This window comes from Streptomyces sp. NPDC023573 (assembly GCF_055559735.1).
The window spans coordinates 1-13,223 of record NZ_JBVHKB010000019.1 but is presented as its reverse complement, the minus strand read 5'-3'; the positions used below and the strand labels follow the sequence as shown (position 1 = coordinate 13,223).

Genomic DNA, 13,223 nt, shown 5'->3' with positions numbered 1-13,223 from the left:
GTCGTGGTCCTCACTGCTCGGTGACGAAGTAGATGGCCCGGTGCTCGTCGATCTTCTCCAGCAGTCCCTCGTCGGCCAATCGACGGTACACCTCGCGGATGTACTTCTCGGAGGGGTGGTATCCGGCATCCCGCAGGGTCTGCATACCGCGGCTCGGGTCCCACGTGCCGCCGAGGGCGCGGAGGGACTTCTCCAGTGATTCTCGCTGGTTGGTCTCGGCCTTCTGGACCTTGGCCATGTGGTTGCGGATGCTCTCGGGGGCGCCCTTGTAGTCGCAGTGCTCGCACTTCTTCCACTTGCCGGTTGCGACGGCGGCGTCGGTGACGGGGTTGTCGGGCCCGTAGCCCTGGCTGATGAGGAGTTCTGCGACGGACCCGTTGTGGTGGACGACCATGTAGGCCGCTTCGGCGATCTTGTCGTGACCAGCGGCGAAGGCGCGGCCGTATCCGATCGTGGTCCGGCATCCGCAGTAGCAGAGGGTAGTGGACTGCGCAGTTTCTGTCATGCCGTCAGGTTAGCGATCCCGGAACTTCCCCACAAGGCTTGGTAACCCAAGGATTCCAAGGATGTCCGGCGGTTGTCTGCTGCGGTTCTTCCACCTCATTCACCGCACTCACCGCAGCCGCCCAGTCCCGTGCTCACCCACACGCAGCTCCGCAAGAACACTGCCGGTTGCGGCTGGTGACAGCGTTCATACCGGCACCCCGACTGCTGGCGCAGCTCCCTGTGTCGAGGTTGTCTTTTGACAAGCGTTCTTGACCGTTTGCCAAGAGATCTTGGCTCTCGGTATCTGGCCGGCTCGGCTACGGGTTCCCGGCAGCGAAGGCGTCGCGCCGCGCCTTGCGAGCCTCGCGCATCGCTCGTCGTTCCTCGGACTGTACGTAGAGGATGTGGACAGCCTCGACAATCAGGTTGGCGACGTCGGCAACCTCCTCGGCGGAGAACTCCAAGCCGTCGTGCAGGCTCCAGTTGCCAAGCAATCGGGCCTCGTGGAGGTCATCCACGATCTCGCGGGTGACGCCCCGGTTAGCCAGATCGTTGATCTTGTTGAAGAGGCCATTGCCTTCGGCGCCGAGGTTCTTGCAGAGTTCCTCGACGGCGGCTCGATACATTGCCCCTGCCGCCCTGTATGCCTCAGCGGCCTCCGCTCGCGCGCCCTCCGCGAACAGCTCACGCATCGCGTTCGGGGCGGAGACATGCAACTCGCGCGACTGCCGCTCCGGCCAGACCTGCATCACCCGGAGCACCTCGCCGGTCTCCCCGTCTTCGTGGAAGCGGATCAGCTGATGTAGGACCGTGGTCTTGCGGCAGTGGTGGCAGATGGCGGGAATCTGACGCAGCCAGGTGCGCATCCCAAATTTGATCTGGTGCTCGACAGACGGGTGCTCAAACTGAGGATGCGGCCAGATGTAAGAGCTGAAGCCATGCTCGGGGACCGCAAAGCCGCTGTGGAGATGACAGTTCGGGCATAGACCCGGGGGGACGAGGCCGTGTTGGTTAACGGTGAGGCTGGTCATGGTCCATGAATAGCGGACCGTCGAGGCATCCGGCAGACATTTTCCTGTCGCGGTCCACCATGCTCTGAGCGGCGCGGTCAAACTCACCTATCAGGCGGTCAAGATCACCTGTCAGAGGTCTGAGGTAAAGTCGCGCGCCGGGACGCGTACGCCGATGTCGTCGGCTGCGGGGCCGCCTAACTGGGCGTTCGGATTGTGAGGCTCACAAGCTCCGCGTCGTCGGGGAGGTCCAGGCGCTGCCTGCGAGGGGCAGGGAGTGGTGGGTGGAGGCCGCTGGGCATGAGCCCGCGGCGGTGGAGGATCTGGTCCCGGTCGCGGCACCAGGCGGTGCAGAACTTTCGGGGCCGGCGGGTGGCTTCGGGTAGTGGCTGGGTGCATACCGGGCAGCAGCTGGGCCCGGCGACGGGCGCCAGGCGCTCCAGCAACTGCCGGACGCGTTCGGTCTCCTTGTCCGTGGCGAAGTACCGGGCGTCTGCCTGGCCCTGGCATCCGGCGAGGAGTTTCCGGAAGACGTCGCGCAGCTCGGTGAGGTCGCGGCGGCAGGCGCCCAGCAGGGCGAGGAAGTCCTCGACGGGCCAGGAGGTGAGGATGCCGGAGCGGGTCAGGTAGAGGCCGACCGTGTCGATCCGGTACTGGTCGGCGGCGTCAAGGAGCAGGTAGCCGGTCAGTTGCCAGGCCGTGCGCTGTGACATCTCCTTCAGCGGGTGGCGGGTGCTTTTGAAGTCGAGGAGCAGGCCGTCGATGACGAGGTCGGCGTCGGCGGTGATCTGGGCGCCGGCGAACGTCGGCCCACCGGTGCAGTCCTCTGGTCTGGTGCGGGCGCGCAGAGCGTCCAGGGGGCTGTGGGCGGCAGCGTGGAGCTGGTTGGTGACGTCGGCGACCAGGTCGCGGTGTGGGAGTTCCAGCAGCCGTGTGAGGGTGAATGCGCCGGGGTCCTCGAGGGCGGCCTTGGCCAGCGGGGTGAAGGCGAAGCCGACCGGGGAACGGGCGAGGACCTGGTACCAGGCCGCGGCGATGAGCATGCGGGCCAGGCCCTCCTCCTCGTCTTGGCCGTGGTCGATCGGCTGGTTCCTGTTGTCGAGGTCCAAGCGGCGCACCGTCTCTGCCAGGCGCACCGTGAGTTCGTTTCCGGTGGCGCGCATCCGAAGGCCGGCGCCGCGGCCGCCGATCCCGCCGGACAGATCGATTCCGATCAGGGAGGCGTCGTCGACGGGCGCGGCTGCGGTGAAGGCCAGGCGCAGCCGTTGGTCGATCGCCGTGCCCACGGTGCCGGCCTCGGTGGCGACGCCTGGCGGCGGGAGCAGGACCTGGTCAGCGCGGTGTTGAGCGCGGTAGTTGTCACGCAGCGGCTTCGGACCTGCGGACAGTTCGCGATCCAGAAACCGGCGCAGAGGGGTGTGAGGGCTACGCAGCCCATCGACCAGGGACATGACCGGTCACCGCCGTTTCGTCGGGCGCCATCAGGCGCGGATGTCACGGTTCGGACGGTAGGGAGTGGGACTGACATGGCGTCACCCGCAGGGAGTAGCTGGAGGGAGCCGCAGGCTAGAAATCCAGGGTGGTGGAGAGGCCGCCGTTCTGGGGGAGCCGCTTTCTTGGGTCATCACCCTCACCGTGGCGGGCCGAACCAGTGGTGGGCGACCACGCCTCAACACGGCCCTCACCGGCCCGGCAGGGGTGCGGTCGGCATCACCGTGGTGAGTACGAGCCAGGGGGCCTATCCGTGGTGCCAGACCTCAGCCGGAGTAATGTCCCAAGAGGTGCCCGCGATTCCCGCCGTGTTGAAGAACGACGCCCAGCTCACGACCGCATCGCCCGCGCGCTGTGCGCCTCGATCGAACTCGAAGCCATGCAAGTTGAGGTCGCCCCCGAGGCAGAAGCAAATGCCCATGCCCCGCTCCAGCGCATGAGCCTGCATCTCCGCGTCCAGCTCAGACGGCACACGGCCTACCAGGCGCAGCCCTTGAAAGATGACTTGGGGGCCACACAGCCCATCAACGAGCACGCACGTCAAGCCCACGCCTTCGACGAAGTAGCACTTCACCGCGGGTCGAGCGTCCGATTCAGCCCTGCGGAACTCGACCCGCCACTGGGCACGCTGAGGGTTCCAGCGCTCGATCTCGCTCTCCGCAGCTGAAAATCCATGTTCCGCCATCGCCTGGACGACCTCATGGCGATTGGTGCCGAAACTCAGCGGCCCAAGAGTCTGGCGAGGCACGTATCCCCACTGTTCCCGCTCCGTGTCCGCGAGCACCACCCAGTAGTCCAAGTTCACCGCTTGATGATCGTTCACGCGATGCTCTCAAGACAACCCGGTCCAAAAAAGGCACCTGGGGAAGCTTGCAGCTCTGCTCCATTCGCCACCACCCGAGACGGCCTCAGATTAGTGGGTGAGAGCGGCGATCAGGGCGTCTGGCCGGGGTGTGGTGCCGGTGGTGAGGCAGCGGATGCCGTTGCCTTCGGGCGGGCGGGCTGCACCCTTGGTGAGGGGGTGCCGGCGGGAGGTGGCGGTGCGCCATCCGTGCCGCTCGTCCCACACGAGTACAGGGGCCGGCGGGGTGTCGCCGTCCAGGACGAGCACGGCGGTGACGACGTCGTCGGCGGCGGGATGGTGAACGGTGGGCGCACTGGCCGTGGTGGTCCAGCCCTGGCGGTGGAGGGCCTGGGCGACGTCGGCCAGGTACGGGGCCACGCGGCGGGCGCGCAGCACGGCTCCGGCGCGGATGGTGGCGCGGCGGACTTGGGCGGCGGGGTAGCCGAGGGTTACCGCGGCTTGATCGGGTGTCAGGGGCGGGTCGGTTTGCATGAGGTCGGCCATGCTGTCGGCGCGCAGGTGCAGCAGGGCGTCCTGTGCGGTGTCGCGGTGGACTTCCAGCGCCGCGGTGACTGCGGCGGCGCTGATGGTGGGGTCGGTGTCCAGGAGATCGGCGGTGAGGGCGGGGAGCTGGTTGCGGGGGGCCTGGTCTCTGGTGTTCTTCGGGCGTCCGGTCACCGGTGGCCTTTCCTGGCCGGCTGGGCCTGGTACTGGCGCACGATGCTGCGGGGCCAGTGCTCCACTCCGCCCACCTCGGTCACGTGCTCGGCCGGGAGCGGGGCCCTCTTGTAGCCGTCCCACGTACGTGGGGAGATACCGAGTTCGGCCGCGCGCTCTTGGCGGTCCAGGAGGTCGGCGTCGTCCTGGTCCGGGAGATCCGGGACGGGCTTGCCCAGGAGGTAGGCGTCGACCTGCTCGCCGTCGTACAGGCGCGTACGGGCGCCGGCCGAACTGACCGGCGCCGGGACCCGGGTGCCGCGTACGGCTTCAGCTTCAGGTAGCACTGCAAGCTGACGCCTTTCTGCGCGGCAGGATCCGCCAGGGTACGTACGAGATGGCGGCGGCCTGCCCTGATCACGGGGGCTCCTCAGCTGACCGTCCAGAAATCGGTACTGGTGTCTTTGTCAGGCTTCAGCGTACGGGTACGCTGCCTGGACGAGGGCGTGATCCTGATGGGTTGTGCGCTTGGGTCGGCCGGTGCCCGTGCTACCCGCTACGGCGGACTGAGAGCACCGGCCACTTCGCGTCCCGGCCGAACAGCGGGCCCCTCGCCACCAAGACCCGTTCGGCTTCTCAGCGGTTTGCAACAGTTCTGCCTCTGGTCGCGAAGGACTCGCCGACGCTCCCGGACGGTGTGTTTGGGTCCGTGCATGGACGTGCAATTGGGCCCGGAAGAGTATGAGCGGACGTTGCCGCGGAAGCGGGTCGCCGCAGGTGTTCTGTTTTTCGATCCGCAGGGGCGTGTGCTCCTGGTGGACCCGGTCTACAAGCCTTTGTGGGAGATTCCCGGCGGTGCCGTGGAGCGGGACGAGTCCCCTCGCGCCGGTGCGGTGCGGGAGGTCAAGGCGGAGCTCGGGCTGGAGTGGAACCCGGGCCGGCTCCTCGGTGTGGACTGGCGCGGTCCGCGGCCGGGGCGCAGCGAGGGTCTGGTCTACGTGTTCGACGGCGGAGTACTCGGCAAGAATCGGCTTGCGGGGGTTTGTTTGCAGGCGGAGGAACTCGGGGCAATGGAGTTCGTCGCGGTCGACCGGATTCGGGAGCGTTTGGTCGAGCGGCTCGCTCTGCGGGTGGAGGCGTGCGTGCGGGCCCGCGAGCAGGGACTGACGGTCTACCTGGAGTACGGGCTGCCGGTATAGGCAAACGGCTTCCGGTGATCGGCCGGGGGCGCTCCGTCCTGTGCGGCCACTGCCCCTCGCCGAACACCGGAACCTCAGCTCTGAGGTTTCCTTTTGAACTGGAGGATCTTCCTCTCACCGACCGAGAGCTCGAACTCAGTCAGCGGTGGTCCGCTCCGCCCTGGCAGTTCGGCGCTGGCAGTTTTGCGTTGACCGCCCTGCGCGCACGGCGCCTTGTGTGCGGTCTCCCCAGTCATGCGGTGACCGTACCTAGACCCACAACCGCCTGACCCGCCCCGCACGGCAGGACGTCCGCACCACCCGCCTGTGAGCGCGGACGTCTTACTGTAGGTGAGGCACCGTCCTCCGTCCGACGAGCAAGGAGCAGCAGGCTGTGAAGGTCGAGATTCAGCCGGACGTACGCGACATCGCCGCTCGGTTAGGGGCAGGCGTTCCCTACGCGCTGAAAGTCCTGGCCGGCCAGCTGGCCGACGACCCAGACATGGGCCGACCCTCAAATCTGCCCGGCATCCTGAACGTAACGGTTGCCGGCGCCATGTTCGAGGATTGCCCGGACCTGTCCGTCGGCTACGTCCGCGAGCCGGACCGGATCGAGATCCGGTTTCTAGGAGCGGCTCCCTCCACCGAGCTTTCCGCTGCAGCCCGTGACCAGGAGCAGGCGCAAGACCGAGGGCGGGACCAGCAGGCCGATCCTGCTGCCGCCGCGATCACCGTACGGGAGGTCGCCGACGCCTGGCGGCGCATCACCGGCTGGCTCCAGGCCAACGCCCCCGACTCCTACGCTGCCCTCCGCCCCGGCGCCGGCCCCGCCGCCATCGCAGCCCTGGCGGGCGACCTCAACATCCGGATACCCGTCGAGCTGCACGTCCTGTGGCTGCTGACCTCGGGCGACAACGGGGCCAATGGCTGGGGATGCCTTCCGGGCAACAGGGCCCTGATGACCCTGGACGCCGTGGCCGCCGCCTATCGGCTGAAGATGGACGCCCAGGCCCACGAGGACACCTTGAACACCGACCGCCCCGAGGACGAGCGGATCACCGTGTGGGCGGCAACCCGGATTCCGGTGGTGGCCGTAAGCCCGGCCGACAGCACCTCGGGCCTGTACCTGGACACCGCGACCGGCTACCTGGGCCGGTGGTCCCGCTACAACGAAGGCCCCGGTGACGTACTCGACACGTTGGTCACCTACCTGGAAGAGGCTGCCGACATGCTTGAAGCCCCGGCCCTGGCCACGCGGGACAAGCCCGGCCTCATCGGCGGGACGCTGGTATGGCTCAGCAGTATCGACCCCGCGCAGGAAAACCGGTGGCAGCCCTGGACCGGCTGACCCCACACGAGGAGGGGGGCCAGCCTGGCGGGCTGGCCCCCTTCCGGCTTCCGAATGCTGGCGCTCAGGCTACGTCAGCCAATCTTTTGCCACGCGCAGGTAGTCGTAGCTGACGTGCAGTGCTCGAACCCCGGAAGGGTCACGAAGAACCCGTCACCGTCCAGCATCCGCCACGACGGAGCCGGGAACCCGCTGAACGCCCGTTGGTTTTGCACACTCGGGATCGCCGCGCGCCCGCACCGCTCCGTGCCGCTCGGCCCGTTCGTCGCCGTGCGGGTGTCCGCGAGGATGCCGAAGTTCGCCGAGCCGTCGCCCAGCTTGTCGGCGAACAACTGCGCGCACTGACTGCCTGATGTCACCAGGTTCACGCTCTTTGGATAGCCACCGGACTCGTGCGTCGAGGCCATCGCGAATTCGTCGCAGTCGACCGACCCCACCGACGCATCGGACGGGTGCACGCTCCAGGTGTTGTCACATACGCGGTTACGGCTGTTCTCCGACGTCCACGTACCGCCGTTGCTGTTCTTCAACGGAGTGTCCGGGCCCAGGTAGTGCATCAGCGAGTCCCACCGCATGGAGCCTGCGTGATCGGGCATCACTTGCTGCATGTACCAGTAGTACGCCCCTGCGGCCGGGTACAGGTTGGTGTCCACCGTCCAGTTCGTCTTGAAGAAGGGCAGCACACAGCCCGGCGCCGAGCCCCCGACGATGTCGTCACAGCGCGGTGCAAGCTCCCGTACCCCTTCGATCCCGGAGGTTCCGAAGTTCGCCGTCGCGGTCGCCGTACTACTGGCGTCCACGGTCGCGATCACCGACCAGCCCAGGTCAATGGTCTCCTTGCCCGTGCCGGACCACGTTGTCTGGATCGTGCCCCACCGGCCGCTGTACTGGCTCGAGTCGTCCGCGTCCCAGTAGGCCTTGTCGCCTGCGGAGTTGTTCTGGTTGTCGGCCCACCGAGTGCTCGACGTCACACACGAGGAGCATGTCGACGCGGTATTCCACCTCATCGTGACGCCTTCCAGCGCCTGGTCGATTGAGACTGGCACGATGGCGATCTGCTGATCGAACTCCGCGAAGTCCGACCCGGACGCACCCTTGTTCGGGTACGCCTTGATCCGCTGCTCGAAGTCGAACTCGGCGAAGCCGATCTGCGCATCGTCTACATCGACGAACACCAGCGTTCCTGACCCGATGCTCTTCAGGCACGCCTCGCCGCGGGTCATATAGTCCTTGCCCACCGGCTTGTCATAGCACCAGTCGACCAACTCCACAGCAGGTGCGGCAGCCGCAGCCGCAGCCGCCGCAGCGGGAGACTTACCCGCCTTACGGGCCCTCGTCTCCTCAGCCTCGCGCAGCGCCATGGCGCGCTTCTGTGCCCGCGCCTTGGACTCCGCGGTAGGAGGAGACAGCTCGACGCAGAGCTTGCGCCCCTCGGCGTCCTGCTTGCCGCAGGTACGCCCTTGCGTGGCCTCCCGCTTCACCGCACCGCTCGCGTCGAACGTCGGCAGAGCCGGGCCCGGATCCGTCCGGGTGATCTCGTCGATCTCCTGCACGGTCGGATCGATCGTCGACGACGCCTGAGCCGCGGGGAACTTCACGTACGGATCGATACGGAAGTCCGCCCACGGCGACCAGTTCGTCTCGTACAGACTGCCGTCGTAGGCGGAGGTCCGGAATTTGTACAGCACACCGGGCTTCAATATGCCGTAGGGCACCGTCACCTTTGCTGTTCCGCCCGAGGCCACAAACGGCGACACCAGCACCCCATACTGGCCCGACCCGTCGAGGTCGACCTGGGCCTTCGGGGTACCGTCCGCGTTCGTGGTGTACACCTGGAACGTCAGGTTCGCGGTGCCGCCGTCCGCGTCTGTCACGGTGTTGCGCAGCACTGCCCGCGGAGTGATCACCCGCCAGACGGCGCCCGACTTGGAGAACTTGGGGCCGGCCGACGGGGTCTTACCCGACACTGGCCGCGCCGCCGCTGCAATGGCCGCGAGGTCCTGCGGTCCGGCTGCTGCCACCTCGGCCGGGGAAGCCCGCAGGCCGGGCGTAGGCGGCGTGGGGGCCGCTGCTGCGGTGCCCACCCCCGCCAGCAGTGCCAGTACGGCACCAGCGGCAATATGCCGCCACGCCGACGCGCGTAAGAGTCTCACTTCGTGAATCCCCTCGTCAGTGTGTGAGTTGTACACGACAGTCCGCGAACCCAATCACGCCCACACGCAGAGCAACGTGGTCAGAAACATGGTTTGGCCGGGAGGGAACTCATTCAAGCCATGGGTCATGAGAGCACCGGGGACGTGCGGCTATGTGCTGGCTTTGCATTCGGCGGCAGTTGCCACCCAGGTAATGCTCGCCGCCCGGAGAGTGGTCGAGGCTCGTGAGTCCGTCGTCGCCCATGTCGAACTCGACCTGGGCGCCTGGAATGCTCCGCAACCGCAATCGACCAGCTTTGGCGGTGCACCCGCTGATCGTCCTCGCGCACCGGGTGCGGTGCGGGAGCGTCCTGTGGGTCGGTGTACTTCTTCGTCCTGGCGGCGGCTCCGTCGACGGCCTTCGTGAAGACCTCCGTCACGCGGCGCAGCTGCTCGGCGGTGAAGTCCAGGACCTCACGTCCGTACGCGATGCCTTCAGGGCCCGCAGCTCCTTGAAGTCGATCGCCTCCCGGGCCCCGGCCTCCGGCTCCTGGTCGTCGTTCTCGGGGTCGGCGGCCGCGGGCGCGAGCAGTTGCTCGGGCATCGCCGCCTGCTGATGTGCGATGACGTCGTCCCCCCGGCTCCGCACGACGGTGGCGCGCAGCTTCTCCCGCACCACCGCACCGGCCAGGACAGCTCGCTCGTACTGCAACGGGATGCGGGGCACTTCCCACTCCCCCGCGTCCTGGCCCGGGGGCCGGGGCGCAGCCAGCTCGCCGGGATCGGCCGGGGGTCGCCGGTCCGGCTCGGGCACGGCTGGCGTGCGGCGCCGGGCGGCGAGGTCGGACAGGGCCCACCGGGCGGTGTAGAGGCGGTAGCCAGCCTCCAGGCCGCGCACGGTCTTCGGCTCGCTGATGTCCAGGCAGTAGGTGGAGATGGCGGCGGCCACGCTCTCCTCGTCCAGGCCCGGCTCACGGCGGCGGCCGCGCAGGACGAGGGCGAGGTGGCGTCGGGCTTCGGCGAGCAGGTGCCGGCGGTGGAAGCGGCCGCCGTCGTTCATCACGAACACGGTCTCGGCGACGTCGACGGCCGCCAGGGCGACATCGACCACGGCGACGACCCGGACCCGGATCGCGGCAGCCGCGGCACGGGCGTACTCAAGGAGGGAGGTGATGATGTCGACGGCGACACCGGAGGTGAGGATCGCGCTCGCCTTCCACCACGCGATTTCGGCAGGAAGATCGGATTCGCTACCGCCTCCACCGCCTTCACTGCCTGGGAGTACGCGACGCTCGGGTTCGGCTTGATGCCGTACGCGGCGACGAGAGCTTCCCGAAGGTGAGCACCCGCATCATGCTGGAGCGCTTCCGCAGCTTGGACCGCCTCATCCAGGGTTCGGCGCAGAGTCTCCTCGACCCGCAGACACAACCCGTCCCCGTCCGGGGTGATGGTGTACGCCGACCCTCCCATTGTCAGCACGCCGTCCAGCTGCGACCGCAGGTCGTACGCTTCCCTGAGACGCTGGGGACCTCGGTGGTAGCCCACCTTGGAAAGGATGTCGAGCAGCACATCCGCCATCTCGAGAAACAACATGTCGTTGCCGGATTCGTCCGCGTTTATCAGTGACCGGGCGGGATCGGAGCTGTTAAGGACTTCGGCTGGCAGGCGCAGGCGGAGACAGACTTCCTCCGTCGCGTCGAATTCGGATGCGGCGGCCCCGATCCACCGCCTCACCGGCACCTGGAGGTGATCGGGGAGCCCGGTGAAGAGGACTTCAGGGTCGGTCTTACCTGCGAGGCGATCCGCAAATCGCCGCCATCTCGTAGTCACAGAAATGAGCTTAGTTCCCCCCAGACAACGGGAGTTCGGGTTTTTCGCACGGCAGCCCGTCGGCCACCTTCGGTACGGAAACGGCGGTACCGGGTGCCGGTGGCAGGGCTGCCACCGGCACCCGGGGGTTCGGGCCGTACTCCGGGGACCTGGACCTGTCCCGCGCACCCATACGGCACGTCTGACCGGCCCTAGTTAGCACGGCGGCGGCAGCCGCATGCGAAGGGGGCCCGCCGTCAGCGGTCCCCCTTCGCGTCGTGCTCGTTCAGGCGCGTTCGAATCGGAAACAGCGGGTCATGATGACGGCGGTGGCGAGGGCGATGACCTTCGGCACCTCCGGCTGCTGGCACAGCAGGTAGTAGGCGGTGCTCGCGACCGCGAGGTCGGCCATGCGAGGAAGCGCCCACCGGATAGGGAAGGCGTGCCAGAGTCGTGGTTCCATAGGGGAGTCCTTACCTTGAATTGAGATTGGGTTTCGGACGTTCACCGGAGGCCGCCCTGCCAGGCGGCCTCCGTCGTCTTGCACCGACATTACGGCCCCGATCCCAGGCCTGACGCTGTCAGTAGCACCCGCCAGCCAATCCCTCAACATGGTTGGCATCAGGCAATGTTCCTTGGCAATTGTCGACTTCTATAGGCTTCCCTACAGACGTGACCTGCGGTTTTACCCGCCGCTGCAACCAGAAACAAGTGAGGTTGGCCGGTAATCGCTCATCCCGAAGCGCACAAAGCAGAAAAAACGGACGCGGACTGGCGGTTCAGCCTTGCAGTCCGTGTCCGGTCGGCACACCTGGCACGGCTCGATGTCCGGTTGGCCAGGGTCACCATGGCGTCCTCCCGGGAGATCAGCCCCACCTGATCCGGATAGGTGGCGCAGCCGCCCCGGTGGAGCAGTGCCACCGACGAGGAGCGCTGCGGCTGGATCTTCCACAACATCTCCGCCCGGGCCCGCTCCCGCCGCTCCCGCTCCTGGGCTTTCTTGATCTCCAGTTCACGCATCACGCCGCACCCTCCGTCCGTCGGCCGCCCCCGGTCCGCTGCCGGAGGTCCACCCGGGCCGCGGGTGTGCGGCCGGGCGGGGTGGACCAGAAGGGATGCCAGTGGATCCGGACGGACAGGGCGAGCAGCCGGCGGCGGAGCTCGGTGGCACGGCGCGGGCGCGGGAGGGCGAGTGCACGGTAGGTGTCGTGCCATTCCTGCTGGGCGTGTACGAGGTCGTCGGGGAAGGGGAAGCGCTCCATCCACCAATTAGATCGCACGTTCGAATTCCTGCGCCAATCAGACACCCCGATCTACTTCAGCGAGACGCACGCCTTCGTGGACAAGCCCTTGAACTGCACGCAGATCCGGGTACCGCGCGGGTACACCGGGCCCGTGTGCCCGTCCCTCCCCCAGGACGTCTCCACGAACGTGCCACCCACCCGCCCCGCGCGCTTCCAGCCGCCGCCGGTCTTCCACGTCCCCCCGGGCTTCTTGACCAGCCAGCGGGCGGTACCGGAGCGCACACCCTCCCGCGAGGCATACACCCACCCCACACCCCGGGCCGAGGAACCGCGCTTGTACCAGTAGTGGGCCACAGCTCCCGGATTGCAGCCAGGCCTCCCCCATTACCGTTTTGGTGCCCCGCAACGGGGCGCCCGGCCTCCGGAGTTGGCATGACTGTCTCCCCCTGTCGATCGCATGTCTTGGGGGGTGGTGTCACCGGCTCCGGAGGCATCGACAGACCGCTGATTAGGGGCATGACCACCGGCTTCTTCGCAGGTCGGGAGGCTCTTCGTAATGTGGATGTGGCGATCGGTGCCGTGGGACGGCCGGGTGGGGACGACCGGAGGACGAACGTGATCGACACCAGCGAGATCGGTGCCTTCCTCGGCCTGGATGTCGGCAAGGGCGAACACCACGCCACCGCCGTCACGCCTGCGGGGAAGAAGGCCTTCGACAAACGGCTGCCCAACAGCGAGCCCAGGCTCCGCGAGGTCTTCGGCAAGCTGCAGGCCAGACACGGAACCGTGCTGGTGGTAGTCGATCAGCCAGCCTCGATCGGGGCTCTGCCACTGGCGGTGGCCCGGGACATGGGCTGCCCGGTCGCCTATCTGCCCGGCCTGACGATGCGACGGATCGCGGACCTCTATCCCGGCGAGGCCAAGACCGACGCCCGCGACGCCTTCGTCATCGCGGACGCAGCCCGCGTCATGCCCCACACCCTCCGCTCGGTCGACCTCGAGGACGAGACCATCGCCGAGCTGG

The 13,223-nt window shown here is 67.6% G+C and carries 16 protein-coding genes; 3 read left to right on the top strand and 13 right to left on the bottom strand.

The genetic code is table 11. From position 1 onward, the window contains the following. Positions 1-10: 10 nt before the first annotated feature. From ACZ32T_RS35490 to ACZ32T_RS35465, 6 genes are all read right to left on the bottom strand, one after another. Entirely contained in the window at positions 11-505 is a 495-nt protein-coding gene (locus ACZ32T_RS35490; RefSeq protein WP_467371545.1) for a hypothetical protein, read from the bottom strand. A 298-nt stretch (positions 506-803) separates the two neighbouring features. Next, positions 804-1,517: a DUF4145 domain-containing protein gene (locus ACZ32T_RS35485; protein ID WP_467371543.1), complete on the bottom strand. Its 714-nt coding sequence runs from the start codon at positions 1,515-1,517 to the stop codon at positions 804-806. 176 nt (positions 1,518-1,693) lie between these two features. Further along, on the bottom strand, positions 1,694-2,947 hold the full coding sequence (locus tag ACZ32T_RS35480) for a hypothetical protein (protein WP_467371541.1): 1,254 nt from the start codon (positions 2,945-2,947) through the stop codon (positions 1,694-1,696). Positions 2,948-3,234: 287 nt separating this feature from the next. Beyond that, positions 3,235-3,810, bottom strand: a complete 576-nt coding sequence (locus ACZ32T_RS35475; RefSeq protein ID WP_467371539.1) for a hypothetical protein — start codon at positions 3,808-3,810, stop codon at positions 3,235-3,237. A gap of 90 nt (positions 3,811-3,900) precedes the next feature. Further along, positions 3,901-4,509, bottom strand: a complete 609-nt coding sequence (locus ACZ32T_RS35470; protein ID WP_467371537.1) for a DUF6292 family protein — start codon at positions 4,507-4,509, stop codon at positions 3,901-3,903. Beyond that, positions 4,506-4,835 carry a hypothetical protein gene (locus ACZ32T_RS35465; protein ID WP_467371535.1) on the bottom strand — a complete coding sequence of 110 codons (330 nt, stop codon included), beginning with the start codon at positions 4,833-4,835 and terminating at the stop codon, positions 4,506-4,508. The genes ACZ32T_RS35470 and ACZ32T_RS35465 overlap by 4 nt, the downstream gene beginning before the upstream one ends. Before the next feature lie 366 nt (positions 4,836-5,201). Here ACZ32T_RS35465 and ACZ32T_RS35460 point away from each other — a divergent pair, with 366 nt between their 5' ends. Both ACZ32T_RS35460 and ACZ32T_RS35455 read left to right on the top strand, forming a co-directional pair. After that, positions 5,202-5,687, top strand: coding sequence for an NUDIX domain-containing protein (locus tag ACZ32T_RS35460; protein ID WP_467371533.1), 486 nt, complete (start codon positions 5,202-5,204; stop codon positions 5,685-5,687). Positions 5,688-6,060: 373 nt separating this feature from the next. Then, positions 6,061-7,014 carry an SMI1/KNR4 family protein gene (locus ACZ32T_RS35455; protein WP_467371531.1) on the top strand — a complete coding sequence of 318 codons (954 nt, stop codon included), beginning with the start codon at positions 6,061-6,063 and terminating at the stop codon, positions 7,012-7,014. Between the two features lie 74 nt (positions 7,015-7,088). Here the strand turns inward: ACZ32T_RS35455 and ACZ32T_RS35450 are convergent, their stop codons facing one another. The 7 genes from ACZ32T_RS35450 to ACZ32T_RS35420 form a co-directional block, all read right to left on the bottom strand. Continuing rightward, a complete protein-coding gene (locus ACZ32T_RS35450; RefSeq protein ID WP_467371529.1) occupies positions 7,089-9,098 on the bottom strand; it encodes a hypothetical protein in 2,010 nt (669 codons plus the stop codon). Positions 9,099-9,582: 484 nt separating this feature from the next. Next, the gene (locus ACZ32T_RS35445) at positions 9,583-10,257 is read right to left on the bottom strand and encodes a hypothetical protein (protein ID WP_467371527.1); all 675 of its coding nucleotides are present in this window, start codon (positions 10,255-10,257) and stop codon (positions 9,583-9,585) included. Further along, positions 10,206-10,976 (bottom strand): hypothetical protein, encoded by a 771-nt coding sequence (locus ACZ32T_RS35440; protein ID WP_467371525.1) that lies wholly within the window; start codon positions 10,974-10,976, stop codon positions 10,206-10,208. Before ACZ32T_RS35440 ends, ACZ32T_RS35445 begins: the two co-directional genes overlap by 52 nt. Positions 10,977-11,241: 265 nt before the next feature. Continuing rightward, entirely contained in the window at positions 11,242-11,418 is a 177-nt protein-coding gene (locus ACZ32T_RS35435) for a hypothetical protein (protein ID WP_467371523.1), read from the bottom strand. 269 nt (positions 11,419-11,687) lie between these two features. Further along, on the bottom strand, positions 11,688-11,978 hold the full coding sequence (locus ACZ32T_RS35430) for a hypothetical protein (RefSeq protein WP_467371521.1): 291 nt from the start codon (positions 11,976-11,978) through the stop codon (positions 11,688-11,690). Next, complete coding sequence (locus tag ACZ32T_RS35425) at positions 11,975-12,217, bottom strand: hypothetical protein (RefSeq protein WP_467371519.1); 243 nt, start codon at positions 12,215-12,217, stop codon at positions 11,975-11,977. The genes ACZ32T_RS35430 and ACZ32T_RS35425 overlap by 4 nt, the downstream gene beginning before the upstream one ends. A 51-nt stretch (positions 12,218-12,268) precedes the next feature. Further along, on the bottom strand, positions 12,269-12,553 hold the full coding sequence (locus ACZ32T_RS35420) for a hypothetical protein (RefSeq protein WP_467371515.1): 285 nt from the start codon (positions 12,551-12,553) through the stop codon (positions 12,269-12,271). Between the two features lie 264 nt (positions 12,554-12,817). Between ACZ32T_RS35420 and ACZ32T_RS35415 the strand changes: the two genes are divergently transcribed. Next, on the top strand, positions 12,818-13,223 hold a 406-nt coding region (locus tag ACZ32T_RS35415; RefSeq protein ID WP_467371513.1), incomplete at its 3' end, for an IS110 family transposase.